Source organism: Lysobacter sp. CA199, from assembly GCF_052078715.1.
In the GTDB taxonomy this organism is placed as follows: Bacteria; Pseudomonadota; Gammaproteobacteria; order Xanthomonadales; family Xanthomonadaceae; genus Lysobacter.
In genome coordinates this window covers 174,825-199,177 of record NZ_JBQJIL010000014.1, presented here as the reverse complement: position 1 = coordinate 199,177, position 24,353 = coordinate 174,825, and the positions used below count along the sequence as shown (strand labels likewise).

The following is a 24,353-nucleotide window of genomic DNA, read 5'->3' as shown; positions in this document are numbered from 1 at the left end:
TGGCTTCCTGGTTTCCATTTTTGATTTTCGATACACGGATCCACATGCCCAGCAGCAAATCGTTCCACCGTACCGACCGGGTCGCCGCGCAATTGCGCCGCGAGCTCGGCAAGATCGTGCACGAGGCCGTGCGCGAGCACGGTCTGCCGTCGGTCAGCGTGTCCGATGTCGAAATTTCGCGAGACCTGGCTCATGCCAAGGTGTTCGTCACCGCGCTGCAGGCCGAGCGCTCGCGCGAGGCGGTCAAGGACCTTAAGGAACTAGCGCCCAACCTGCGTTACCAGCTCGGTAAGGCGATGAAGCTGCGGCACGTGCCGGAGCTGCATTTCCACTACGACGACTCGGTCGATCGCGGCGAACGCATCGGAATCTTGTTGCGCGATCTGCCCGCGGCCGAAGCGGCCGACGAAGGCGCCGGCGAAGGCGAGGGCGGCAAGGACTGAGTCCTGCCGCATCCGGTGAGCGACGGCGTGGGCTCAGCTCCAGCCGTGCGCCGATCTGCGCATAGCTCACCCCTGCTCGCTACGGCCTCGCACCGGGCCCGGCTCGAAAGACTTCCCGCTCCACTCGCGACCCGTCCCGACTCCCGATCCCCGCCGGGGCTGCTTCACGCGCCCGATCCGGCGCAATATGGGAGCATTCCGCGGCGCAGACCACGGCCGGCATGCGGCCATCATTCCAAGGCGACGGCTTGCTTGAACACGACGCGTAAACGCAATTGGCGCAACGTCGACGGTCTGTTGCTGCTCGACAAACCGCAGGGGCTGAGTTCCAACCAGGCCCTGCAACAGGCGCGCCATCTGTTCCGTGCCGAAAAGGGCGGCCACACCGGCAGCCTGGACCCGCTCGCGACCGGCCTGCTGCCGCTGTGCTTCGGCGAGGCGACCAAGATCGCCGGCCTGCTGCTCGGCGCGCGCAAGGCCTACGTCACCACCGCCGTGCTCGGCCTGACCACCGACAGCGACGACGCCGACGGCGCGCCGCTGCTCGAACGGCCGGTGCCCGAACTCGAAGACGCCGCGATCGAAGCCGCGCTTGCGCCGCTACGCGGCCCGATCCGCCAACGCGCGCCGATCTATTCCGCGCTCAAGCAGGGCGGCGAACCGCTGTACGCCAAGGCCCGCCGCGGCGAGACCATCGAGGCGCCCCAGCGCGATGTGATCGTGCATTCGCTGCGCCTGACCGGCCGCGACGGCCCGCGCCTGGAACTGCAGATCGAGTGCGGTTCGGGCACCTATGTGCGCAGTCTTGTCCGCGACCTCGGTGAGACCCTGGGCTGCGGCGCCCACGTGGCGGTGCTGCGGCGGCTGTGGGTCGAGCCGTTCATGCAGCCGCGCATGGTGACTTTGGAGCAACTGCGCGAGTTGGCCGAGCAGGGCGGCGAACGCGCCGTGGACGAACACCTGCTGCCGATCGAGGCTGGCCTGACCGGCTTCGACCGGGTCAGCCTGGACGCGGACGCCGCGCAGCGGCTCGGTCACGGCCAGGCGGTCGGCTGCGACGCCGGCGAGCCCGGCCTGGTGGCGATCTACGGCGAAGCCGGCCGCTGTCTGGGCCTGGGCCTGCGTCAGGCCGAAGGCCGCCTGCAACCGCAACGGCTGTTCCGCTGGGCCGCGCAGGGCGGTTGACGGCGGCCGGGCGGCCCGGCCCGCGCCACGAACGAGTCCAGCTGAACGGGCCGCCATGCCGGATTTGGGTGCCGGCGAGGTTGCGCACCCGGTATCGATCCGCACCGATCCGCGGTCGCAATCGTCTTCGCGGGCTGTTACAATTCCGCCGCTTTTCAAGCACTTCGCCCGGACTTCGGTGCGCGGCCCGCTTGGACGGCAATCCTTACCTTTAAGCACGCGGCGGGCCAGGCGGTGCGTCGGCGCGAAAATTTCGCGGCCGATTCGCTTCTGCGGGCCCCGCATCTACCGAGAACATAAGTCATGTCGATCGACACCAGCAAGGTTATTGAAGACAACAAGCGCGGCGCCAACGACACCGGTTCGCCGGAAGTCCAGGTCGCCCTGCTCACCGCTCGCATCGAGCAGCTCACCGGCCACTTCAAGCAGCACAAGCAGGATCACCACAGCCGCCGCGGCCTGCTGATGATGGTCAACCGCCGCCGCAGTCTGCTCGACTACCTCAAGCGCAAAGACGGCGAGCGCTACAAGGCCCTGATCGAGAAGCTCGGTCTGCGTCGCTAATCGGACACCCAACCGCGGCGCAGCGATGCGCCGCGGTTTGTTTTGGCGGACATGAAAGTCCGCAGGCGATGCAGGACGCAACGCCGCCAGCGTCGGTACGCGAGCGCGACCGCCGAACTGGAGCGGCCCACGGGCCACATGCGACGCAGCGCCGGAGCGCGCGCGAAACGCAACAAACCTCAGGCCGCTGCGCCGGCGGCCGACCGGAGCGGGGCAAGGGCCCCGACCGGAACGCATAGTTATCGAAGGAACCCAACGTGGCAAAAATTACCAAGACCTTCCAGTACGGCAACCATCAGGTGACCCTGGAGACCGGCGAAGTCGCCCGTCAGGCCGGCGGCGCAGTGATCGTCAAGTTCGAAGACACCGTATTGCTGGTGACCGCCGTTGCCGCCAAGAGCGCGCGCGAGGGTCAGGACTTCTTCCCGCTGACCGTGGATTATCAGGAAAAGTTCTACGCCGGCGGACGCATCCCGGGCGGCTTCTTCAAGCGTGAGGGCCGTGCGACCGAGAAGGAAACCTTGATCTCGCGTCTGATCGATCGTCCGATCCGTCCTCTGTTCCCGGAGGACTACAAGAACGAAGTGCAGATCATCGCGACCGTCATGTCGCTCAACCCGGAAATCGACGGCGACATCCCGGCGCTGATCGGCGCTTCGGCCGCCATGGCGCTCGCCGGCACCCCGTTCCAGGGTCCGATCGGCGCGGCCAAGGTCGGTTACAAGAACGGCCAGTACCTGCTCAACCCGACCGCCACGGAACTGGCCGACTCCGAGCTCGAGCTCGTCGTCGCCGGTACCTCCAATGCGGTGCTGATGGTCGAATCCGAAGCCAAGATGCTGTCCGAGGACGTCATGCTCGGCGCGGTGATGTTCGGCCATCGCGAAATGCAGAAGGTCATCAACATCATCAACGAGCTCGTCGTCGAAGCCGGCACCAAGGCCTCCTCGTGGGAAGCTCCGGCCAAGAACGACGCGCTGATCGGCGCGCTGAAAGAGGCCGTAGGCGGGCAACTTGCGCAGGCCTTCATGGTGCGCGACAAGCTGCAGCGCCGCGACGCCATCAGCGCGATCAAGAAGGACGTGCTGCAGTCGCTGGCCGGCCGCGCCGAAGCCGACGGCTGGGTCAACGCCGAGCTGTCGAAGGAATTCGGCGAACTCGAATACCAGACCATGCGTAACTCGGTGCTCAGCACCAAGGTCCGTATCGACGGCCGCGCGCTCGACACCGTGCGCCCGATCGCTTCGAAGGTCAGCGTGCTGCCGCGTACCCACGGCTCCTCGCTGTTCACCCGCGGCGAGACCCAGGCCATCGTGATCGCCACGCTGGGCACCACGCGCGACGGTCAGATCATCGACGCCGTCTCCGGCGAGTACAAGGAACACTTCCTGTTCCATTACAACTTCCCGCCTTACTCGGTCGGCGAATGCGGCCGCATGATGGGCCCGAAGCGCCGCGAAATCGGCCACGGCCGCCTGGCCAAGCGCGGCGTGCTTGCGGTGATGCCGACGATGGAAGAATTCCCGTACACCATCCGCATCGTCTCGGAAATCACCGAGTCGAACGGCTCGTCGTCGATGGCTTCGGTCTGCGGCAGCTCGCTGGCGCTGATGGATGCCGGCGTGCCGATCAAGGCGCCGGTCGCGGGTATCGCGATGGGTCTGGTCAAGGAAGGCGACAACTTCGTCGTCCTGTCCGACATCCTTGGCGACGAGGATCACCTCGGCGACATGGACTTCAAGGTGGCCGGTACGTCGGAAGGCATCACGGCGCTGCAGATGGACATCAAGATCCAGGGCATCACTGAAGAGATCATGCAGGTCGCGCTGGGCCAGGCCAAGGCCGGCCGTCTGCATATCCTCGGCGAGATGGCGCATGCCCTCACCCAGTCGCGCACCGAGCTGTCCGAGTACGCGCCGCGTCTGCTGACCATGAAGATCCATCCGGACAAGATCCGCGAAGTGATCGGCAAGGGCGGCTCGACCATCCAGGCGATCACGAAGGAAACCGGCACCCAGATCGACATCCAGGACGACGGCACCATCGTCATCGCCTCGGTCAACGCCGCCGCCGCGCAGGCCGCCAAGGCGCGCATCGACCAGATCGTCTCCGACGTCGAGCCGGGCCGCATCTACGAAGGCAAGGTCGCCAAGATCATGGACTTCGGTGCGTTCGTCACCATCCTGCCGGGCAAGGACGGTCTGGTCCACGTCTCGCAGATCTCCAATGAGCGCGTCGAGAAGGTCAGCGACAAGCTCAAGGAAGGCGACGTGGTCAAGGTCAAGGTGCTGGAAGTCGACAAGCAGGGCCGCATCCGCCTGTCGATGAAGGCAGTGGAAGAAGGCGAGGGCATCGCGGCCGAGTAATCGTCGCGCGTCACGTCGGATTCGAAAAAGCGGGCTTCGGCCCGCTTTTTCGTTGGGGGCGGCGATGCATGCGTGGCTACCGGGCGGCAACGGTCCGTGTCGTCGTTCGTATCGGTAAGGCGGTGGCCGGACGAGGCGATGAGCCGATACGGTCGAACGGCGATGCACGGGAGATGCATGGGATACGCCGACGGCGATTCGTTTATCCATCCGCCGATGCAAGCGACACCGTCGCGCACGGCCACGTCAGTCGCGTCGATCGCGCGATCGGCGATCGCGGCCCGACGCCGGATAAACCCTCCGCCGGCCCGGTGCATCCAGTAACGGATCGTTGCGGCGACGGCGGTGCGGATGCGTTGTCGGATGCACGGACGAGTCGCTTCGAGTCGCGACATGACGCTGCCCGTGCGTACTGTGTTGCGACGCGGGCCGGGCGTAACGCGACGGCATCGTGTTCTTGAGCAACGCCCGCACCGGCCTGGCGCTGGATCGGGTGATTTGTCTTTGGAAAGCCAATGCCGGCGGGGCCGACCCTGCCTCGGTCTGCAAGCCGTAGCCCACGCCCGCTCGCATCGACCGACGCGGATAAGCCATGCATCGGCGCGGACGTCGCTGTCGGTTGCCGACGCCGGTTTCGCACCGCTTGCCGTCGCCGTTGAAGGGCGTCGCGTCCCCGGTCGTCGGACTGCTTGGGCTTGTCAGCTTTTGTCCACAATGAACGCAATCTGTGACCGATCGCTACGAGTCGCTCAAACGGGCGCCACGCCGATGGTGAACGGCGGTAACCTGGGGTTCCTGCCACTTTCGCTGGAGCTGTCATGCGCAGTGCGATCATCGTGGTTCTGGCAACGATGCTGGCCTTGCCGGCCTGGGCGCAGTCGGTCGCGTTCGGCAACAAGCTGGTCACCGTCGGCGACACCGTCGGCCGGCTGTACCAGGTCGCGGGCAAGCCTGATCGCGTCGTTCAGTTGGAAAACAAGTTCGGCGCCAACGACGGCGAGCGTTTCGAGTACTACCTGAAAGGCAAGACCGTGCTGATCACCGTGCGCGACGGCGCGATCGTGCAGGTTTCCGAAGTATTGACCTGAGCCCATCGTGCCCGGCGGGATGAACCGCCGGGCACGAGCGCGTGCCGACTGCGAACGATCTGCGTGGCGGCTCGTGCGGGGTGGTCTGTTCGCGGCGCGGCGGTTCCGCGTCGAACCGGGCCGCCGTTATCGCTTGTGCGCGAGCTGCGCCACACACGCGGCGACGACCGGACGGCCGCACCGCCGCCGATGCGCTGGCGACTGCTGCCGGCGAGTTCTGTTGCTCATGGCGCGCCGCGAAAGCGGAGTGAGACCGCGCAAGTCAGACCGAATCGCATTCCTGTCGCTGGATATCCTGCACCGCGCCTTGCAACAGGAACGGCGGCATGCCGTCGGAGGTGCTGGATTCGGCGCCGGGCGCAGGGGTTTGCTGCGCATTGGGACGGTTCCAGCTCTGCGCGCGTTCGCCCGCGCGTTCGCGCGCTTGGCTGGCTTGTTCGGGCGACATGTCGCGGGTGAGCGCGCGAATCTGCGCTTCGATCGACTCGCGTTGGCCCACGGCCGATCGCCCGAGGCCCGGGCGCGTTCCGGCCGGCGCGGCCGCGTCGGCCACCGCATCGGGCTGCGCCGGCGGCAACGAATCGCGCAGTTGCAGGAACAGGCTCAGCGATTCCACCGGATCGGACTTGACCGTCTGGCCGAGAAAATTCCGCCGCATGCTGTCGCGCCGAGGCGAGTAGGCATAGGCCAGCGACGCCAGCATGCGCCGGTCGCCGCGCATCGCCGCGGTGCGGGCGATGGATTCGGCCTCGCCGCGATAGGTCGCCAACGCGGGCAGGGCGTCGAGCAGTTGCTGTTGGCGGAAGGCGTTGCCGCTGGCGTAGTGGCGCATCGCCGCCGGATGCCCGGCGAGCGCGGCGCGGCGCCAATAGCCGGCGCGCTGTTCGGCGCTCATCGGCGGCACGTCGGCGCAGTGTTCGGATTGGGTGAGCAGTTTGTCGGTCATGCTCTGGTAGCTGTCGGCCATGCGCTTGCGCTGTTCGCGTTGCTGCGGCGTGTCCTTCGGCATGCGCTCGAGCTGGCGTTCGAAATTGTCCAGGCCGTTCTCCGCGCCGGCCAGGCGCTGGCGCAGGCCGTCGCAGTACTCCATCTCCGCCGCCAACCGGCAGGCCGCGGCAGGCTCGTTGGCCGCGCGCCGCTGCAGTTCCGGCAGCACCAGACGCAGCGGCGTTTCCAGCGACGGCAGCGGCCGGGCGGTCCCGGTGGAGTAACGAGGAATCGAAGCGTTCGGCCCATTGCCGCCGCCGGCCCTGGGCGGCGCGGCTTGGCTCGGCGCAACCGTCGCGGCGGTGCTCGCCTCGGCCGGGGCATCGGCACCGGTGTGCCGGCCCCAGAAGTACATGCCGGCGCCGGTGGCGGCCAGCGCCAACAGCCACAGGGCGTTGCGTCCTTGCTTCATGGGGGTGGTCATCGTCGTTCGGATCGGTCGGTGGTCCGCATCGACGAATCATAGAAGGCAATGGCGATGCATGCGCGTGCCGTCGAATGGATGGCGCAGGAAGGTTGGAAGCGCCTGGGGCGCCTGGATTGCCTGCGCAGGCCGGGACGTCGCGGCAGCGTGTCTAGCTCGGCCTCGACGACAAGCCGACCGGCCGCGCGACTGGCGCTGGCGCGACCATCGATCCGGGTTCGTGACCGAACGATTCGGATTCGTCTGATGGCAAACGGCGAGTGCTTATCGGAGGCTGGCCGGACCTCCCCTCACATCAAGCACTGTCATGACCTACCGCAAACGCCCGGCCGCTTCCTTGTTGGCGATCGCCGTGATCGCCGTGATCACCATCGCCACGTCCTTCGCCGTATCCGCCGAACGCTACGACTCCGGGCGCGCCTATGCCGGCGATACAGTGGTCGAGTTCCAGGGTCAGCGCTACCGGGCCAAGTGGTATGCCAATGTCGGTCAATCGCCGGCGCAGGTCGCCACCGCCGCACACTCCTGGGACACGCCTTGGGAGTTGGTCGACGCGGCCGCCGGTTCGCCGGCGCCCGCGCCTGTATCGACACCTGCGGCGGCGGGCGATACCTACGTTGGCGCCAACGCTTATCCCGGCGGTTGCGTCGTGATCCACGGCGACGCGCTGTATCGCGCCAAGTGGTACGCCAATGCCGGCCAGTCGCCGGCGGACGTCGCGACCGCGCCCAATCCCTGGGACACGCCGTGGGAACTCGCGCCGGCTGGTACCAGCGCCGGTTGCCCCGACGGCGGCGGCACTCCGCCGGGCGGCGGCGATCCGCCCGGCACCGAGCCGGGGCCGGACGGCGAATACCGCATCGCCCGCAGCGCGCTCGTCGCCAAGGAAGCGCAACTGACCGATTCGCCGTTGATGCGCAAGGTCAAGGAGTCGATCCGCACGCTCGACAATGCCGCGGTCGAAGCGGTGCTGCCCGGGCGCGCGGCCAATCCGGACAATGTGCGCCGGGTCGAATCGATCCTGAGCAACGCCCAGTTCGAGTTCGTGTTCCCGATGCGCGCGCCCGAGTACAGCTATCGCGGCCTGCTGCAGGCGGTGGCCAAGTTTCCGGCGGTGTGCGCCACTTACGCCAACGCCGCCCAATCCGACGCGATCTGCCGCAAGACCCTGGCGACGATGGTCGCCCACTTCGCGCAGGAAACCGGCGGCCACGACGCCAGCATCGCCCTCCCGCAGTGGCGCCAGGCGCTGGTGCATGTACGCGAAATGGGCTGGAACGAGAACATGCGCAACGGCTACAACGGCGAATGCAATCCGGCAATCTGGCAGGGCAAGACCTGGCCTTGCGGCAAATTCGCCGACGGCACCTTCAAGAGCTATTTCGGCCGCGGCGCCAAGCAGCTGTCGTACAACTACAACTACGGCCCGTTCTCCGAGGCGATGTACGGCGATGTGCGCGTGTTGCTCGACCGTCCGGATCTGGTCGCCGACACCTGGCTCAATCTGGCCAGCGCGACGTTCTTCTTCTCCTACCCGCAGCCGCCCAAGCCCTCGATGCTGCATGTGATCGACGGCACCTGGGCGCCCAACGCGCACGATATTCAGAGCGGTCTGGTCCCGGGCTTCGGCGTGACCACCCAGATCATCAACGGCGGGGTGGAGTGCGGCGGCAGCGCCGAGCATCTGCAATCGCAGAACCGCATCGCCTATTACCGCGACGCCGCCGCCTACTTCCAGGTGCCGGTGCCGGGCGACGAGGTGCTGGGCTGCAAGGGCATGAAGCAGTTCGACGCCAACGGCGCCGGCGCCTTGGCGATCTATTGGGAACGCGACGAAAGCTGGGTCGCGTCCAACCCGGGCGGTAAGAGTTACGCCTGCAAGCTGGTCGGTTATCAGACTCCGCATTCGGCGTTCAACAGCGGCGACTATGAGCGATGCATGGTCGCGGGGTTTGCGAACGTGGTGGTGACCGACTAAGCCGACATCGTATCCGAAATTCCGCGTCCGATCCGTCGCGGCATAGAACACCAAGCAACGGCGCAAGCAGTCCAAGCCAATCCCGCTTGCGCAGTTCCCTCCATCCAGTCTTCTCGTAACGGCGACCACCGAGTCGCCGTTGCGTTTTTTTGAGCGCCGCACCATGGGTGCCCGCGGCCTTCCTCAAACCTGTTCCACATCCCCATCGCCCTCAGCGGTACGCGCCTTGAGATTGCCGATGAACGCCCGCAGCGCCGGCCGCACATCGGCGAACAACGGATCCTTGCGACGGTCCAGCATGACCGCGCTCAACAGCTTCAGGCCTACGGCCAGCGCGGCCGCGTCGTCGGCCGGGTAACCGGTGCCGCGGCGAACTTTGTCGACGATGGACAGCAATTCGTCGTGATGAGCGACATCGAAGCGCAGCGAATCGCCCGCGGGCGTGATCGGCGCTGTCGACCCGGAATCGAGTGCTTGAACGTGGATGCGATAGCGGTAGGGTTTCATGCGATGTTCCTTACGAACGGCGACAAACCAGTGATGCGATCAACGCGGATGCGCGGCCCCTGCCGCGCATCCGCGGAACTTCGCCGCTAGGCCGCGGGCGTCCATCGATGGTGCACGCGGCTGGCGAGCCAGCCGGCCAGGGTGCCCAGGGCGGCGGCAAGCGCCAGGTCGGCTAAGTTCTCCAGCGAGGCCGGGCGATGCGCGGCGAACCACGCGACCAGTCCCAGAAAGAAGCCGAGCAGGTTGTTGAACACCGGCAGCGAACGCAGCGACACCACCATCGCGGCGACCGCGAACACCCCCACCGCGACGCTGGCCGCGCCCCAATGCGGCGTCAGTACCGCGAGCGCGGCGGCTGCGGCCATGCCCAGGATCAGGCCGGCGAATACGCAGGCCAGCGTGATCAGCCCGTGGCGCAGATTCGCGCCGCGGGTGAAGAAGGCGATCCAGCCGACGAACATCGCCCACACCGGCAGTTCCAACAACACCGAACCCAGACCGGCGGCGGAGGCGACCGCCGATTCGCCCAGCGTGACTTTCAGATGCGATACCCATTGACGCGTCATGGCTGCGGCCTCAGTTCGTCGTGGTCATGCGCGGCGCGAGCAGATCGCCGAGCCCGATGCGACGCAGGAACTCGGCGCGGATCCGGTCGCCGACCGCGTTGACCACTTCGGCGCCATCGCTGGCCGGATCGACGTGCACGCGGAACGGACGCAGGCCGTAGGGGCGGTCGACGATCTGCACGATCGCTTCGGCCACGCTGGCCACGTCGGCGTCCTCGGGCACGGTGCCGGCCAGCTTGCGCAGAATCTCGTCGCCGAACCCGGCGGTGGGCGCGGCGTCGTATTCGGCCAGACACTGCGTATCGGCCGGCGCGCCGGCGTGGGCGAAGTGATTGGTGCCCGAGGTGAACGCGCCCGGGACCAGGATCGAGCTTTCGATGCCCCAGCGCGCGAGTTCGCCGGCATAACTGATCGCAAGCGAATCCATCGCCGCCTTGGCCGCGAAGTACGGGGCCAGATACGGCGGGGTACCGCCGCGCACGCTGCTGCTCGACACCCACAACAGTAAACCGCGGCGTTGCTTGCGCAGTTGCGGCAGCGCGGCGCGGTTGACCCGTTGCGCGCCGAGCACGTTGCTGTCGAACAGTTGCGCGAATTGTTCCGGGGTGAAGGCTTCGGCCGGACCGAAGGCCATATGGCCGGCGTTGTGCACCAGTACGTCGAGGCGGCCGTGGTCTTGCACGATCCGGGCGAGGGCGGCGTCGGCCGAGTCCTGCGAGGCGACATCGAGTTCGATCGCGCGCAGGTCCACGCCATGTTGCGCGGCGTAGTCGGCGGCCGCGGAAACTTGCGGCGCATTGCGCCCTGCGGTTTCGCGCATGCTGGCATAGACAGTGTGGCCGGCGTGGGCGAGCGCGCGCGCGGCGAGGGCGCCGAAACCGCTGGAGGCACCGGTGATGAGGACGATCTGCTGCTGGTTCATGGCAAAGCTCCGCTGGCGGACGTCGTGCGACGTCCGGGATGAAGGAAAAAGACGAGAGGAGTAGCGAACGAAACGAAAAACGAAGCAGAGGCAAAACGCGAGAGGAACGAGGGAATGCGAGTCGCGAGACGACGTTGCCGCGAGTGTTCTTGTGGGAGGGCCTTCAGGCCCGACGCTCTTCGTTCAGTACGCCGCGATCGGAAAACAAAGCGTCGGGCCTGAAGGCCTTCTCGCACACGACGACGCGCTTTTCGCAGCGACGCGCCGCCGGCGATGCGAGCCTCAGAAAATGTAGCCGCCGTTGACCCGCAATACCTGCGAGTTGACCCAACTACCGTCCGGACCGGTCAAAAATGACACCGCCGAGGCGATTTCTTCCGGTTGGCCGAGGCGTTCGAGCGGAGCGAGGCCGGCGAAGTGGGCGATCTGTTCCTCGCTCTTGCCGTTGAGGAACAACTCGGTCGCCACCGGGCCCGGCGCGACCGCATTGACGGTGATGTTGCGGCCGCGCAGTTCGTTGGCCAGCACATGCACCAGGCCTTCGACACCGGCCTTGGAGGCGATGTAAGGGCCGTAGTTCGGGAAGGCCTTGCCGATCACGCTGGTCGACAGCGCGACGATGCGGCCGCCTTCGTCCAGATGCTGCGCAGCCAGGCCGAGCACGATGAAACTGCCGCGCAGATTGGTGGTCACTACGCGGTCGAACTCGGCCAGATCGCCGCCTTCGATCGGCACATAGGGCATCACGCCGGCGCTGTTGACCACCGCGTCGAGGCGGCCGAAGGTCGCCTTGGCGAAGTCGAACACGGCTTGCATGGCGTCGGCGTCGGCGACGTCGCCCTGTACGGCGGCGGCTTGGCCGCCGGCCTGGCGGATTTCGGCGACCACGGCCTCGGCCGCGGCCGTGTTGCCGGCGTAATTGACGACCACGGCGTAGCCGTCGGCGGCCAGGCGCAGGGCGATGGCGCGGCCGATGCCGCGCGAGGCGCCGGTGACGAGAGCGGTCATGGAGGAAGAGGTCGGGACGGACATGGCGGACTCCTGAGGCGGGCGATTGGGGAGGCGAGGGAGGCGGACGGCCTGCGGTTTCGCTGTGGGGCCAGTCTGCGCGTTGGCCATGGGTGGATAAAGCGGATCGAATTGGCAATACAATTCAAAAAACGCCAACAATGATCCGCCTGGGAGACCGTCATGGACCGTTTCGAGGCCCTGCGCCTGTTCACCCGCATCGTCGAATTGGGCAGTTTTACCCGCGCCGCCGCGGTGCTGGACCTGCCCAAGGCGACCGCGACCCACGCGATCAAGGAACTGGAAGCGCGCCTGGGCGTGCGCCTGCTCGATCGCACCACCCGTCAGGTGCGGCCGACCTTGGACGGGCAGGCCTATTACGAGCGCTGCGTACACGTGCTGGCCGAACTCGACGATGCCGATTCGGCGCTGAGCGCGGTGGCGAGCAATCCACGCGGCACCTTGCGTCTGGACCTGCACGGCACCCATGCAACCGGCATCATCCTGCCGCGCATCAACGAGTTCCGTGGGCGCTATCCGCAGATCGATCTGGAAATCAGCAGCGGCGACCGCTTGGTCGACCTGGTGCGCGAAGGCATCGATTGCGTGGTGCGTTCGGGCGTGCCGCGCGATTCGTCGTTGGTGGCCAAGCGCCTGGCGTTGATGCCCGAGGTGGTCTGCGCCAGTCCCGAGTACCTGCAGTACTTCGGCACGCCGCGTCATCCCGACGAATTATCGGCGCATCAGGCGGTCGGTTTTTTCGCCAGCAATCGCGACCTGCGATATCCCTTCGAACTCACGGTCGAGGGACGCTTGCGCGAGTATCAATTGAACTCATGGATATCGGTCAACGACGCGGCGTGCTACGTCGCCGCGGCGTTGCGCGGCTGCGGGTTGATCCAACTGCCGCGGCACGGCGTGGAGCAGCACATCCGCGATGCACGCCTGATCGAAGTGCTCGGCGATTACGCCAGCCCGGGCGTGCCGGTGTCGGTGTTGTATCCGCAGCATCGGCAATTGTCGCCGCGGGTGCGCGCGTTCGTGGATTGGGTGGCGGGGGTGTTCGCGGACAAGTTCGGCCACGAAGACCAGAGCGCGAGTCGCTGAGCGTTGCCACGTTTGGAAAAGGGGGCTCGCGTTCGGCGTTGGATGGAAGTCCGACTGAGAATCGGGTCGCGGGGGGATTCGCTTTTGTTGCGGGGTCTGGAGCAAAAGCAAATCCCCCCTACCCCCCCTTTTTCAAAGGGGGGGTAGGGGGCGGCGAAAACTTCAGTCGACCAAGTCTTTCGCGTACCGCACCAAACGATCGAGCAGATCCGGTTCTTCCGCCGGCGCCGCTTGCACTGCCGCCTTCGTCCGCAAACGCTGCTGCAAGGCCGGCGCCGGTTTGGCCAAGGTGCCGAAGTCGCGCACGATCCCCAGTGGCGCGTAACCGCTGTAACCGGGGAACACCGGCGCCAGGTTGCTGTGGCCCATGCGCTTGACCAGCAACTCCGACAGCACCCGGCGATGGTCCGTGGTCACCGGCACGTCGCCGAAATGCGGCGAGAGGATTTCCGGATCCAGGCCCGACCACGAGCCGTAAAAGCGCCGCCCGTTGACCGGTCCGCCCAGCACCAATACCGGATTGCCGTAGCCGTGGTCGGTGCCGCCGTTGGCGTTGGCGCGCACGCGCCGGCCGAATTCGGACTGCACGACCACGGTCACCCGCGAGGCGTGGCCGCTGGCGTCGAGCGCGGCGTAGAACGCCGACAGCGCCTGCGAGAGTTCGGCGATCTTGTTCTGGTAGTAGTGATAGCCGCTGCCGGCGGTGCCCTGGCCGTCGTGGGTGTCCCAACCGCCCAGGTCGAGGGTGGCGTAGTGCAGGCCGAGGTTGAACTGGATCGACTGGGCGATCGTCCACAACTGCTGGGCGAATCCGCTGGTCGGCCAGCCGGCCGGCGGCGCGCTGTAGGTTTGTTGCGCGATCACTTTGAGTGCGCTGTCGGCGCGCTGCCCGCCCAGTTCCAGCGGCGAGCTGCCGCCCCACAGGCTGCCCAGGGTTTCGTTGACGCCTTTCAATCCGGCCGGCGAATCGCTGCGGGTTTTCTGCCACGACCAGGCGCCGGCGTTGAGCGCGAAATCCGACGGGCTGCCCATGGTCAACGCCTGTACCGAACCCAACAATCCGGCCGGCTGGCGCGAGGCGACGCCGAGCGCGGGAATTCGTTCGGTGCCGTTGAGATTGGGCTGCGCGTTCATCGCCCGCGCCAGCCAGCCGCTGCCGATGCCTTGCTGGCCCGGCGTGCCCAGATCGATGTAGAGCTGGGCGTCGAAGTGGCTGCGGGTCACGCTGGTCAGCAGGCCGCAGGCATGCACGATGCCCAGATGGCCGGCGTTCCACAGATCGCGCAATCCGCTCGCCGAAGGATGCAAGCCGAAGCCGGTGCCGGCGCCGCTGGCCAGCGTGAGCGGCAGCGCGCCGTAAGTGCCGGTCGCGGCGATGGCCAGATTCGGCCGCGCCTGCTCGTAGAAACCGCGGTCGGCGCCGTCGGTCGGCACCACCAGATTCAGGCCGTCCAGGCCGCCGCGCAGGAACAGGTGCACGACGGTGTCGTGGCCGTTGGCGGCGGCGAAGGCGGGGTTGGCGAACAGCAGGGCGGGGCCGCCCACCGCGCCGATGGCCGCGGTCGCGCAGGTGCCCTTGAGGAAATCGCGTCGGGTCGTCATGTCGGCGTCCTGGCTTAGCGGCAGAGGAATTCGGGCGACATCAGGATCAGGGACACCATGCTGCGCAGGCGTTCCTGGTTGTAATGCCGTTTGAGGTCGTTGCCGGCCCAGGCATTGGTGTCGGTGATGACGTAGGTGGCCGGATCGCCGTTCTGGGCCATGAACGCGACCAGGGTCTGGCGCCGCGCCGCCGTGGGCAGGTAGCCCAGGATGCGCTGACACCAGAAATCGACCAGCTTGTTCGCGGTCCACGACGGCACCTTGCTGCGCGTGGTCGCCAGGATCGGCGCGAGCGGGACGTTGTTGTCGTTAGTCTCGGTGAACCAGTTGAGCAGCTTCCAGGTCATCGCGTAACTGCCCGAGCCTGACCACGCCTCGCGGGTGTCCGGATAACCGTTCGGCGCCGGCCACTCGTAGGGCGCATGACCGGTGAAGCCCATGCGCCAGGAGAACTCGTCGCTCTTCTGATTGCCCACGGCGATGGTCCAGTCGCTGTCGAGCGTGCGCATCGCGGCGGCGACCGCTTCGAACGGACGCCGCGCCTTGGCCGCCCACACGTTGACGAAGGTGTCGGTGTTCAAGATGTGGCGCAGCACCTTGGCGATCTGATCCGGCGCCTGCCAGTTCTGCCGGAACACTTGCGCCGCGCTGGTCACCAGCGCCGGATCGGGCGTGTCGGACATGAAGCGGCGGATCAGCTTCTTGCAGATGAAGCGCGCCACGCCGGGATGGCTGGCCAGACGATCGAGCACGTCGCGGCCGTCCTTCAGCGCCGGCTGCTCGGGGTAGAGCATGCGGCCGAGCAGGAACTTCGGTCCCGCGTCGTGCCAGGCCTGGCGATAGACGAAGCTGCCGTCGTTCTCGGTCGGATACTCCCAGTGACCGTTCTTGACCGACCAGCCGGTGAAGGCCGATGCAGTCTCGTACACGTCGATGTCGGTGTAGCCGGCCGGGTAGCTGGGATCTTCGGCATCGGGCGGCACCTGGAACGGGTCCATGAAACCCAGATAGTGCTCGGCGCCCAGCGTATGCAGTTCCAGCAACTCGCGGGCGAAGTTTTCATTGGGGCCGGCGCGGGTGTTGGAGGCGTTGTCGAGGAAGTAGAGCATCGAGGTGCTCTTGGCGACTTGCTCGAGCATCGCGCGGAAATTGCCGAACGCCTGCGGCCGCAGCACGTCGCGCTGATAGTGCACGTAGACCGGGCCGGCGTCGTAGTCGCTGGCCATGACGTTGAAATGATCGTGCCAGAAATTGACCATCACCTCGCGCAGCTGGCGCTTGGAATGGACCGCGCGCACCAAGGCCGCGCGCTGCATTTCCCAGGCTGGGCGCATGCGTATTTCATAGGCCGGATTGGGCTTGACGTGGTCGGCCCACAACTGGGTCAACGACTTGCCCAGGGTGGTGTAGCCGGCGTTGGCCAAGCGCGTTTCCACCGCGCTGTCGTCGATGTTGGTCCAGTCCAGCTGCCAATCGACGTAATTGGCCAGTCGCAGCACGCCGGTGCTGCCCAGCGCGTTGAATGCGGCGATCGATTGCGCGGTGGCGCCGTAACTCAGATTGTTGAGCACGCGCACCGCGAACGGCGCTTTCGGCAGATCCTTGGGCAGCGCCACGACCGGCGCGGCGCGCAGGTCCGGCGATGCCGCCGCGGCGTCGAGCGCGCCAGCGAGCTTGGTGCGCGCGGCTTTGGAAGGCGCGCCGCGGCCGAGGGTGCCGTAGCGTTGCAGCAGGTGCTGGCGGAGCGCCGCCTGTTCGGAGGCGGAGAGAGAGCGGGTCATGGCGCACTCCTAATGGGCTGGCGATAGGCGGGCAGGAGGAGCGCGAGCTTATGCGGCCCGGCAAGCGGCAAAGCCCTGGTTGCGTCACAGATCCTCGCGCGGGCCAATGAACTGCGTCACTGTTCGAACCCTGGTCTTCGCGCGGCCTGCACAATGCGCGTCACGAGTATCGGGCCATGCGTGGAGCGCGTCACGCGCGCATTGCTTACCCGGTATCTCAAGGTGTGTGCGGTTTGCCGGGTTTGTCCGATCGCTCTATCGGCCGCCGCGGCCAATTTCCCGCGAATTCGTGGATTTGCGCACAAGCCGTATGTGGCGTGGACCGTAGACTGTCGCGCCGCGAAGCAAATTCCCGGTCGCCATAAGCAGATGCACGCCCTTCATTTCTGGTCGTGGTGCGTAGCAACAAAGATGGCGTGGAAGCCGTGCCGCGTCGGTCTGGGGATCGCGCACAGCGCGCACGGCACCCCTCCCTTGAAGGATTCTCCATGCAAGCTGTCATTCGGCCTGTCATCCGGCTGCGACGCCGTCCGCTGTCCGTGTTTCTCGCACTGGCGCTTCCGGCGCTGTGCGCTCCCGCGCTGGCGCAGTCGGCTGATTTAGAGCAGGCCGCTTCACAGCAGGCCGACGCGCAACCGGCCTCCGGCGACAAACCCGCGACCTTGCTCGATCAGGTCGTGGTGACCGGTTCGCGCATCCCGCGCGCGAGCCTGGAGGGCCCCTCGCCGGTCACCGTGATCAGCGCCGAAGATATCGACAAGCAAGGCTTCCGCAACGCCTTCGACGCGCTCGCAGCGCTGAGCCAGAACACCGGTGCGGTGCAGGGCGAGGACTTCGGCAACACCTTCACTCCGGCCGCCAACGTCATCAATCTGCGCGGCCTGGGGCCCAACCACACCCTGGTGCTGATCAACGGCCGGCGTCAGGCCGATTACCCGCTGGCCTACGAAGGCTCGGTCAACGTGGTCAATCTGGCCAATATTCCCAGCGCGCTGATCGAACGCATCGAAGTGCTCGGCGGCGGCGCCTCGGCGGTGTACGGCTCCGACGCAGTCGCCGGCGTGGTCAACTTCATCCTCAAGAAGAAGTTCGAAGGCACGCAGCTGAATGTGCGCGTGGGCGGCACCGAGCAGGGCGGCGGGCAGAACCAGCGCCTGCAACTGGTCAGCGGCCATTCCAGCGATCGCTTCGACGCGGTTTACGGCATCGAACTCTCGCATCGCGAACCGATCTGGGGCGACCAGCGCGACTTCATGGATTCGCTGCTCGACAACCCCGGCGACACCGCGCTCCTGCCGACCCAGGTCGGCTTCCGCCGCAACGCGCGCACTAACGGCTACATCGATCCGGGCGCGGCCTGCGGCGGGTTGTCCGGTCTTTATCATGGCTCCACCTCGCGCGCCAACAATCCGCGCCAGGGCTGGTACTGCGGCAGCAACGAAGCCTCGCCGGCGTTCTGGACGGTGCAGACGCAGAAGAAGAACGCCGACGCCTACGGCCTGTTGACCTGGCACCTGAGCGATCGCACCGAATTGTTCGCCGACGTGCAGTTGGGCATCGCCAGCATCGAGAACAACACCCGCGCGCCGAGCTGGACTTCGGACAACAACTATTTCCTCAACCAGGCCAGCGGCCTCAACGAGATATGGTATCGCCGCATCGCGCCGGAAGAGATCGGCTCGGCGCACGCCAACAACAACCGTTTCCTGGAACGCTCGTGGGCGTTCTCGGTCGGCGCGCGCGGCGCGCTGGGCGACAGCGACTGGAACTACGAGCTGGCCTACAACCACGGCCGCAACGAGAACCGCACCAAGCGCCGCCAGTTCCTGGCCGGCATCAACGAGTACTACCTCGGCCCGCGCCTGGGCACCACCGCGGCCGGGATCGGCATCTACAACCCCGATCCGGCGCGTTTGTACCAGCCGCTGAACCCTACCGATTACGAGCGCCTGACCGGATTCCACGAAGGCATCAACGCGTCCTGGATCCAGAATCTGGCCTTCAGCGTCAACGGCACTTTGTTCGACTTGCCGGCCGGTTCGGTCGGTTTCGCCGGCGTGCTCGAAGCGGGCACCCAGGGTTACAGCAACCGTCCCGATCCGCGTCTGGGCGACGGCACCTTCTGGAACACCAGCGCCGGCTCGCGCGCCAGCGGCGAGCGCGACCGCTACGCCATCGGCGCGGAGATCAACGTACCGATCTTCAGCACGCTGACCGCTTCGGCCGCCGCGCGCTACGACGAATTCCGTTTCGCCGGACGCAAGTCGGGCAAGGCCACCTGGAACGCCGGGCTGGAATTCCGCCCGATCGAAAGCCTGCTGATACGCGGCACCGTCGCCACCAGTTTCCGCGCGCCGGACATGAACTACATCTTCGCCGCCGAAACCCGCGGCTATAACCCGGGCATGACCGATTACTGGCGCTGCCGCACCGCCGGCCAGCCCTACGACGACTGCGACTTCTCCGGTCTGGCGATCGATTACACCAGCACCGGCAATGCCGGACTGAAGCCGGAGAACGGCAAGTCCTATGGCCTGGGCGTGGTGTGGTCGCCGTCGGAGCATTTCGATCTGTCGGTGGACTACTACAGCATCCGCTTGGACGACGAGCTCACCAATCTCGACAGCAGCCGCATCCTGCGCGAAGAAGCCGACTGCCGCCTCGGCCGGACCATCGGCGGCGAAGCGCGCGACATCAACTCGCCGAACTGCCGCGAAGTGTTGAGCCGGGTGATCCGCAATCCGTCCGACGCGCCGGTGCAGCCCGACCAGGTGCGCCGCGTGCTGGTCAACGCCATCAACGCCGCGTCCGAACGCAGCGACGGCATCGACCTGAAGAGCAACCTGCGCTGGAACGCCGGCCGTTTCGGCGACTTCGCCGCGCGCGTGGCCTACACGCTGGTGATCAAGCGCGAGTATCAACAGTTCTCCGACGATCCGAAGATCGACATACGCAACAGCCTCGACTACACCGACTGGCGCAGCAAGGTCAACACCGGCCTGACCTGGTCGATCGGCCCGTGGACCACCAACCTCACCGCGCTGCGTTACGGCAGCCTGCCCAAGAGCGACGGCAGCGGCCGCATCTCGCCGTACACCAAGTACAACGGCAGCGTGGGCTACCGTTTCGGCGATCGCTCCACGCTGTCGCTGGTGGTCAACAACCTGCGCGACTCGCAGCCGCCGGCGGACCGCAACAACGGCGGCTGGCCGTTCTATCCGGTCGGTAACTACGACCCGTACGGCCGTCAGTTCTGGCTGGAGTACGACATCAAGTTCGATTGATATCGAATCGCTCCCAATCGACCAGGGCGGCTGGCCCGTCCCTGGTTGTTGGATTGCGTGTGCCAGAAAAATGCATACGATCCACACCGGTTTTTTCGCGTTGGCCCAGTCGCGCGATCTGACACCGGCTTGTGCGATTATTCGCCTGCCGCGACGACGCGCTCGTGAGTCGGCGTCGCTCGGACGGCGAAGTATCATCACAAGGAGGTTGTATGCGTTTGGGGAAAGCAAACACCGTGCGTTGGTCGGCCATGGGTTTGGCGATCGCGCTGACAGGCATCATGTCGGCAGCCAATGCCGGGGCGCTGGGGGCGCCGTATCAACCGGGCGGCATTTCTAACGGGACCCGTTCTTCCGATCTGCACGCGGTGACCGGTGCCGGCGGCGAGTCGGTATTGCTGGCAGGTTCCTATCTCAATCGTTATGCGCCGGGGGGCTCGGCTTTGTGGCCGATGGCGCAGACACTGAGCGGCGTGGTATGGGCCGATGTGGGAACCGATCGCCTCGGCAACTATGTCGTGGTCGAGGAAATGGTCGGGCAGGGCGGCATTTTCGCGACGGTTTTCAATCGCAACGGCACGGTGATCACGCCGCGCTTTCGTGTCGACCAGGGCACGATGACCGATTTCAGTCAGCCGTACGTATCGATGAACAGCGATGGCATTTTCACCATCGCTTGGACGGTCAAATTGTCGGCCAACAGCTTCACCCGCCGCAATCGCGTGTTCAACCGCAACGGCAGCGCGCGAGGCCCTGAGTTCGTAGCCCAGAGCGGCGATTTTGTCACTCAGTTGCGTTCCTCGATCGATGCCAGCGGTCGTTTCAGCAACCTGTCGTTGCACGTCACTCCCGATTTCTGGCACGTGCGCCTGGCCGCTACCCGCTTCGACAGCAACGGCAACGTGGTTGCGCCTTTGAGCTACATCACCAGTCCGCCCAACACGGTCAATTACCCGGTCGTGGCCGGCAATCAATCCGGCGATCAGGTGATCGCGTGGATGAACTACGCGCGCGACACCAACACTCAGAGCATCGCGTTCCAGCGTTACTCGCCCGGCGGTCAGTTGCTGGGCGGCAACGTGTTGGTCGATGCCTCGGCCACCGAGCCGTTTCTGCCCGCGGTGGGTGTGGCCGAGGACGGCAGTTTCGTGGTGGCCTGGGCCGCGCGCACAGCCGCTTCCAATCCGAACGCTTCCTGGGGCTTGTACGCACGCCAGTACGCAAAGGACGGAACCGCGCTGGGCGCGGCCTTCAGGATCGACAACGCGTCTGCCGCGAACCCGTATTCCCTGAGCCACACGGTGGCGATGAACCACGCGGGCGAGTTCACCGTCATGTGGCAGCAGTACGACGGCAGCCAGACCAGTGTGTGGGCCCGAAACTATGCACTGGACAATCAGCCGGTTGCGCAGACGCTGACCTCGGGCGTGCCGATCAACGCACTGAGCGGGGCGGCCGGAACGCTGCGGTACTTGAAGTTCACCGTGCCGCTGGGAACCAGCAACTTCAACGTCACCATGAGCGGCGCGGGCGACGCCGACATGCTGATCAAGCATGGCGCCCAGCCGACTCCGGCGCGTTACGACATCAGCCCGGCGATCAACGGCAGCAACGAAGGCGCGCTGGTCAACAACCCGCCGGCGGGGACCTTCTACATCGGCTTGTACGGATACACCAGCTATTCGAACGTCAGCGTAAGAGTGGATTACTGATCTTCCGCGGCGCTTGTCGCCGTCAACATAAAGCGGGCTTCGGCCCGCTTTTTTCCGCTGCGGCTGGCCTGGCGGGGCGTCGCGGCCAAACTGCGGGTGCCGCCATGAGGCACGGCAAGGCGCCATCGCAAAAACGTGGAAGTCGGCGATATTTTGCCCCGGCTCAGGTGAGGCCGGCGCGCGTATCTTTTTTCATCGTTGCATCGCTGCTTATCCGCATCACCGCCGAGGCGGACAAGCGGCGGGCCCGAGCCCGCCGCTTGCGGTTACGCGCTGGCGCCGCTCACAGCGGCGAGTTGATCTGCACGTCGCGGCTGAGGGTGTTCGACACGCCGGTGGCGAGGTCGGTGTAGGTGACGTTGACCACGTCGAGAATCGGCATACCGCCGCGATAGGTCTGGCTGCAATTCTGCGTATTGCACGACAGCACCAGGCCGTTGTCGTTGGTCCACACGTAGCTGTAGTTGCCGGCCGGCAGGTTGCGCACCTGGAAATCGGCGCGATAGCTGCTGGCGCCTTGATAGAAGGTCGCGCAGCGGCCCAGGTTGCCGGGAGGCGCCGGCTGGTTGTTGGGGCTGACGAAGCAGTACAGCACCGGCCGGTTCGGCAAGGTCTGCGCTTCAGCGCTGGGCGCGTGGCCGGCCGATCCGACCGCGGCAAGAGCGATCGCGCCGCAAAGCAGGCCGTTCATCAACATCGATCCATTCGATTTCATGACGTACATCCCTATGTATTGCCAGACCATCCTGGCCGGCCGAGCATAGCGCCACGCCGTCGCCGTGCACGCGACCTGTCGGTTTTGACAGGTGCGCACGCGTGCGCAGCCGGTCGGGGCAGGGCTGGCGCGGACGGCAGGGCCGCGGGCATCGAATCGGAGGTCCCGGTTCGGTTGGGCCCGGCTCGGCTCAAGACGGATGCAGGGCTCGGATCGGCAGGGCGGCAGCGAGCGTGAGAGGCGCGTCACGCGGTCGCAGCCTCGCGGCGGGCCCGCGCGCCCGGCCGATGCGATAATCGACGCCTCCCGTTCCGCGGACCCGGCCGTGCTGCAGCTGCTGATCTACCTGCGTTACATGGCGGTGGCCGGACAGATGCTCACCGTCGTGTTCGTGGTCCAGCGCCTGAATCTGCCGATTCCGGCCAAACCGCTGCTGTCGATTTCCGCCGGCCTGCTGGCCTTCAACGTGCTCAGCCATTGGTGGTCGCTGCTCCATCGCGATGCCGGTCCGCGCGCGCTGGTGCTGCAGCTGCTGGTGGATCTGCTCGCGCTCACCGCGCTGCTGTATTTCTCCGGCGGCCCGGCCAATCCGTTCGTGTCGCTGTACCTGATGCCGGTGGCGATGGCGGCGATCGGCCTGGAGATCGCGCCGATGCTGGGCCTGACGGTGCTGACCGCGGGCCTCTACACCTGGCTGCTGCGTCACCACCTGCCGTTGCCGCACGTGCACGGCAGCGATTTCCAATTGCACGTGACCGGGATGTGGGTCAACTTCCTGCTCTCGGCCGGCATCATGGTGGTGGTGCTCAGCCGCTTCATGACCATCGTGCGCGATCAGCGCCGGCGCTTGTCGGAAGCGCGCGAGCGCGCGATCCGCGACGAGTCGCTGTCGGCGCTGGGTTCGCTCGCGGCCGGCACCGCGCACGAGTTGAACACGCCGTTGGCGACGATGGGATTGCTGGTCGACGACTGGATGTCCAGCCAGCAACCGCCGCCGCGCGAGGACATCGAACTGCTGCGCGCGCAACTGGCGCATTGCCGCGATCACGTGCGCGCGCTGGCCGAGATGGCGCGTCGCGGCGCCGCCGGCGAGAGCACGCACGAGGATGCCGACGCGTTCGTGCACGCCTGCGTCGACCGTTGGCGTCTGCTGCGGCCCAACGCGACCGCGGTGTTCAACGCCGGCGCGCCGGGCCGCAACGTGCGCGTCGACGCCAGCCTGCCGCAGGCGGTGATCAATCTCATCAACAACGCCGCCGACGCCAATGCCGCGCGCGGCATCGACGCGCCGGTGGAAGTCCGCACCCGGGCGCGCGAGGGCTGGCTCACCGTCTGCATTCTCGACCGGGGCGCCGGGCCCGCGCAGATCGCCGCGCGTCCGCGCCGCGACAGCGAGGGCCAGGGCCTGGGCATCGGTCTGATGATTTCCAAGGCCAGCATCGAACGCAGCCACGGCCGCGTGCGCCAGACCGAGCGCGAAGGCGGCGGCTGCATGACCGAGATCGAACTGCCGCTGGCGCCGCCGTCTGCGACCGCGCAGGCCGGGTCATGAGTCTGCCCGCGCGCATCTTGCTGATCGACGACGACTTGGCGTTCTGCCAAGTGCTCGCGCGCATGCTGACCCGGCGCGGCGTGGAGGTGCGGGCACGCCACGATGCCGCCAGCGCCTTGGGCGCGCTGGAGGAGTTCGCGCCCGAAGGCATCGTGCTGGATCTCAAGCTGGGCGCCGACAACGGTTTGCTGCTGATCGGCGCCCTGCGCGAGCGCTGCCCGCGCGCGCGCATCGTGCTGGCGACCGGTTACGCCAGCATCGCCACCGCGGTCGACGCGATGCGTCGCGGCGCCTGGAACTACTTGCCCAAGCCGTTCGATATCGATGCGCTGGCGCAGTCGTTCGAATCGCCGTCGCCGCAAGCGCCGCCGGAACCGCCGGCCGAGCCGCCGTCCTTGCGCCGGCAGGGTTGGGAACATATGCAGCGGGTACTGGCCGAGTGCGGCGGCAACGTCTCGGCCGCCGCGCGCCTGCTCGGCGTGGACCGTCGCACCTTGCAGCGAAAACTGGCCAAGCGCCCGGTGCGCGAGCGGCCGGAGTAGGGCGAAGTTCTACCCGGCCA

20 protein-coding genes are annotated in these 24,353 nt (G+C 66.6%); 12 read left to right on the top strand and 8 right to left on the bottom strand.

The features are described from left to right. The first annotated feature begins 44 nt into the window (after positions 1-44). The 5 genes from rbfA (at position 45) to ACTOWJ_RS24525 (ending at position 5,646) form a co-directional block, all read left to right on the top strand. A complete protein-coding gene (rbfA, locus tag ACTOWJ_RS24545; RefSeq protein WP_441337242.1) occupies positions 45-443 on the top strand; it encodes a 30S ribosome-binding factor RbfA in 399 nt (132 codons plus the stop codon). 252 nt (positions 444-695) lie between these two features. Then, positions 696-1,628 (top strand): tRNA pseudouridine(55) synthase TruB, encoded by a 933-nt coding sequence (gene truB / locus ACTOWJ_RS24540; RefSeq protein ID WP_441337241.1) that lies wholly within the window; start codon positions 696-698, stop codon positions 1,626-1,628. Between the two features lie 303 nt (positions 1,629-1,931). Continuing rightward, complete coding sequence (gene rpsO, locus ACTOWJ_RS24535) at positions 1,932-2,192, top strand: 30S ribosomal protein S15 (protein ID WP_057942725.1); 261 nt, start codon at positions 1,932-1,934, stop codon at positions 2,190-2,192. A gap of 257 nt (positions 2,193-2,449) precedes the next feature. Then, positions 2,450-4,558, top strand: coding sequence for a polyribonucleotide nucleotidyltransferase (gene pnp / locus ACTOWJ_RS24530; protein WP_441337240.1), 2,109 nt, complete (start codon positions 2,450-2,452; stop codon positions 4,556-4,558). Between the two features lie 818 nt (positions 4,559-5,376). After that, the gene (locus ACTOWJ_RS24525) at positions 5,377-5,646 is read left to right on the top strand and encodes a DUF2845 domain-containing protein (RefSeq protein ID WP_441337239.1); all 270 of its coding nucleotides are present in this window, start codon (positions 5,377-5,379) and stop codon (positions 5,644-5,646) included. A gap of 262 nt (positions 5,647-5,908) precedes the next feature. Here the strand turns inward: ACTOWJ_RS24525 and ACTOWJ_RS24520 are convergent, their stop codons facing one another. Continuing rightward, on the bottom strand, positions 5,909-7,057 hold the full coding sequence (locus tag ACTOWJ_RS24520) for a hypothetical protein (protein ID WP_441337238.1): 1,149 nt from the start codon (positions 7,055-7,057) through the stop codon (positions 5,909-5,911). 307 nt (positions 7,058-7,364) lie between these two features. On the opposite strand from ACTOWJ_RS24520, the gene ACTOWJ_RS24515 reads away from it, so the two are divergent. After that, complete coding sequence (locus ACTOWJ_RS24515) at positions 7,365-9,035, top strand: glycoside hydrolase family 19 protein (RefSeq protein ID WP_441337237.1); 1,671 nt, start codon at positions 7,365-7,367, stop codon at positions 9,033-9,035. 183 nt (positions 9,036-9,218) lie between these two features. Here ACTOWJ_RS24515 and ACTOWJ_RS24510 read toward each other — a convergent pair whose 3' ends face one another. The 3 genes from ACTOWJ_RS24510 to ACTOWJ_RS24500 form a co-directional block, all read right to left on the bottom strand. Beyond that, positions 9,219-9,542 carry a DUF3861 domain-containing protein gene (locus tag ACTOWJ_RS24510; RefSeq protein WP_441337236.1) on the bottom strand — a complete coding sequence of 108 codons (324 nt, stop codon included), beginning with the start codon at positions 9,540-9,542 and terminating at the stop codon, positions 9,219-9,221. 86 nt (positions 9,543-9,628) lie between these two features. After that, a complete protein-coding gene (locus tag ACTOWJ_RS24505; protein WP_441337235.1) occupies positions 9,629-10,108 on the bottom strand; it encodes a DUF1097 domain-containing protein in 480 nt (159 codons plus the stop codon). 10 nt (positions 10,109-10,118) lie between these two features. Next, positions 10,119-11,030 carry an SDR family oxidoreductase gene (locus ACTOWJ_RS24500; protein WP_441337234.1) on the bottom strand — a complete coding sequence of 304 codons (912 nt, stop codon included), beginning with the start codon at positions 11,028-11,030 and terminating at the stop codon, positions 10,119-10,121. Positions 11,031-11,181: 151 nt separating this feature from the next. Between ACTOWJ_RS24500 and ACTOWJ_RS24495 the strand changes: the two genes are divergently transcribed. Next, positions 11,182-11,325, top strand: a complete 144-nt coding sequence (locus ACTOWJ_RS24495; protein WP_441337233.1) for a DUF6053 domain-containing protein — start codon at positions 11,182-11,184, stop codon at positions 11,323-11,325. On the opposite strand, the gene ACTOWJ_RS24490 is transcribed toward ACTOWJ_RS24495, so the two are convergent. Next, positions 11,313-12,062, bottom strand: coding sequence for an SDR family oxidoreductase (locus tag ACTOWJ_RS24490; protein ID WP_441337232.1), 750 nt, complete (start codon positions 12,060-12,062; stop codon positions 11,313-11,315). The genes ACTOWJ_RS24495 and ACTOWJ_RS24490 overlap by 13 nt on opposite strands. A gap of 159 nt (positions 12,063-12,221) precedes the next feature. On the opposite strand from ACTOWJ_RS24490, the gene ACTOWJ_RS24485 reads away from it, so the two are divergent. Then, on the top strand, positions 12,222-13,145 hold the full coding sequence (locus ACTOWJ_RS24485; RefSeq protein WP_441337231.1) for a LysR family transcriptional regulator: 924 nt from the start codon (positions 12,222-12,224) through the stop codon (positions 13,143-13,145). Between the two features lie 162 nt (positions 13,146-13,307). Here ACTOWJ_RS24485 and ACTOWJ_RS24480 read toward each other — a convergent pair whose 3' ends face one another. Both ACTOWJ_RS24480 and ACTOWJ_RS24475 read right to left on the bottom strand, forming a co-directional pair. Then, the gene (locus ACTOWJ_RS24480; protein ID WP_441337230.1) at positions 13,308-14,747 is read right to left on the bottom strand and encodes a DUF1501 domain-containing protein; all 1,440 of its coding nucleotides are present in this window, start codon (positions 14,745-14,747) and stop codon (positions 13,308-13,310) included. A gap of 14 nt (positions 14,748-14,761) precedes the next feature. Beyond that, a complete protein-coding gene (locus ACTOWJ_RS24475; protein ID WP_441337229.1) occupies positions 14,762-16,528 on the bottom strand; it encodes a DUF1800 domain-containing protein in 1,767 nt (588 codons plus the stop codon). A gap of 488 nt (positions 16,529-17,016) precedes the next feature. Here ACTOWJ_RS24475 and ACTOWJ_RS24470 point away from each other — a divergent pair, with 488 nt between their 5' ends. Then, complete coding sequence (locus tag ACTOWJ_RS24470; protein ID WP_441337228.1) at positions 17,017-19,812, top strand: TonB-dependent receptor plug domain-containing protein; 2,796 nt, start codon at positions 17,017-17,019, stop codon at positions 19,810-19,812. Between the two features lie 212 nt (positions 19,813-20,024). Then, positions 20,025-21,524: a PPC domain-containing protein gene (locus tag ACTOWJ_RS24465; RefSeq protein ID WP_441337227.1), complete on the top strand. Its 1,500-nt coding sequence runs from the start codon at positions 20,025-20,027 to the stop codon at positions 21,522-21,524. Positions 21,525-21,807: 283 nt separating this feature from the next. Here the strand turns inward: ACTOWJ_RS24465 and ACTOWJ_RS24460 are convergent, their stop codons facing one another. Further along, positions 21,808-22,239: a hypothetical protein gene (locus tag ACTOWJ_RS24460; RefSeq protein ID WP_441337226.1), complete on the bottom strand. Its 432-nt coding sequence runs from the start codon at positions 22,237-22,239 to the stop codon at positions 21,808-21,810. A gap of 325 nt (positions 22,240-22,564) precedes the next feature. Between ACTOWJ_RS24460 and ACTOWJ_RS24455 the strand changes: the two genes are divergently transcribed. After that, the gene (locus tag ACTOWJ_RS24455; RefSeq protein ID WP_441337225.1) at positions 22,565-23,791 is read left to right on the top strand and encodes an ATP-binding protein; all 1,227 of its coding nucleotides are present in this window, start codon (positions 22,565-22,567) and stop codon (positions 23,789-23,791) included. Beyond that, positions 23,788-24,333, top strand: a complete 546-nt coding sequence (locus ACTOWJ_RS24450) for a response regulator transcription factor (protein ID WP_441337224.1) — start codon at positions 23,788-23,790, stop codon at positions 24,331-24,333. The genes ACTOWJ_RS24455 and ACTOWJ_RS24450 overlap by 4 nt, the downstream gene beginning before the upstream one ends. Positions 24,334-24,353: the final 20 nt, after the last annotated feature.

Bases quoted from the DNA above. Each gene is read 5' to 3' on its own strand.
- rbfA (WP_441337242.1), top strand. From the start codon at position 45: ATGCCCAGCAGCAAATCGTTCCACCGTACCGACCGGGTCGCCGCGCAA.
- rpsO (WP_057942725.1), top strand. From the start codon at position 1,932: ATGTCGATCGACACCAGCAAGGTTATTGAAGACAACAAGCGCGGCGCC.
- ACTOWJ_RS24525 (WP_441337239.1), top strand. From the start codon at position 5,377: ATGCGCAGTGCGATCATCGTGGTTCTGGCAACGATGCTGGCCTTGCCG.
- ACTOWJ_RS24520 (WP_441337238.1), bottom strand. From the start codon at position 7,057: ATGACCACCCCCATGAAGCAAGGACGCAACGCCCTGTGGCTGTTGGCG.
- ACTOWJ_RS24515 (WP_441337237.1), top strand. From the start codon at position 7,365: ATGACCTACCGCAAACGCCCGGCCGCTTCCTTGTTGGCGATCGCCGTG.
- ACTOWJ_RS24510 (WP_441337236.1), bottom strand. From the start codon at position 9,542: ATGAAACCCTACCGCTATCGCATCCACGTTCAAGCACTCGATTCCGGG.
- ACTOWJ_RS24505 (WP_441337235.1), bottom strand. From the start codon at position 10,108: ATGACGCGTCAATGGGTATCGCATCTGAAAGTCACGCTGGGCGAATCG.
- ACTOWJ_RS24500 (WP_441337234.1), bottom strand. From the start codon at position 11,030: ATGAACCAGCAGCAGATCGTCCTCATCACCGGTGCCTCCAGCGGTTTC.
- ACTOWJ_RS24490 (WP_441337232.1), bottom strand. From the start codon at position 12,062: ATGTCCGTCCCGACCTCTTCCTCCATGACCGCTCTCGTCACCGGCGCC.
- ACTOWJ_RS24485 (WP_441337231.1), top strand. From the start codon at position 12,222: ATGGACCGTTTCGAGGCCCTGCGCCTGTTCACCCGCATCGTCGAATTG.
- ACTOWJ_RS24480 (WP_441337230.1), bottom strand. From the start codon at position 14,747: ATGACGACCCGACGCGATTTCCTCAAGGGCACCTGCGCGACCGCGGCC.
- ACTOWJ_RS24475 (WP_441337229.1), bottom strand. From the start codon at position 16,528: ATGACCCGCTCTCTCTCCGCCTCCGAACAGGCGGCGCTCCGCCAGCAC.
- ACTOWJ_RS24470 (WP_441337228.1), top strand. From the start codon at position 17,017: ATGCAAGCTGTCATTCGGCCTGTCATCCGGCTGCGACGCCGTCCGCTG.
- ACTOWJ_RS24465 (WP_441337227.1), top strand. From the start codon at position 20,025: ATGCGTTTGGGGAAAGCAAACACCGTGCGTTGGTCGGCCATGGGTTTG.
- ACTOWJ_RS24460 (WP_441337226.1), bottom strand. From the start codon at position 22,239: ATGAAATCGAATGGATCGATGTTGATGAACGGCCTGCTTTGCGGCGCG.
- ACTOWJ_RS24450 (WP_441337224.1), top strand. From the start codon at position 23,788: ATGAGTCTGCCCGCGCGCATCTTGCTGATCGACGACGACTTGGCGTTC.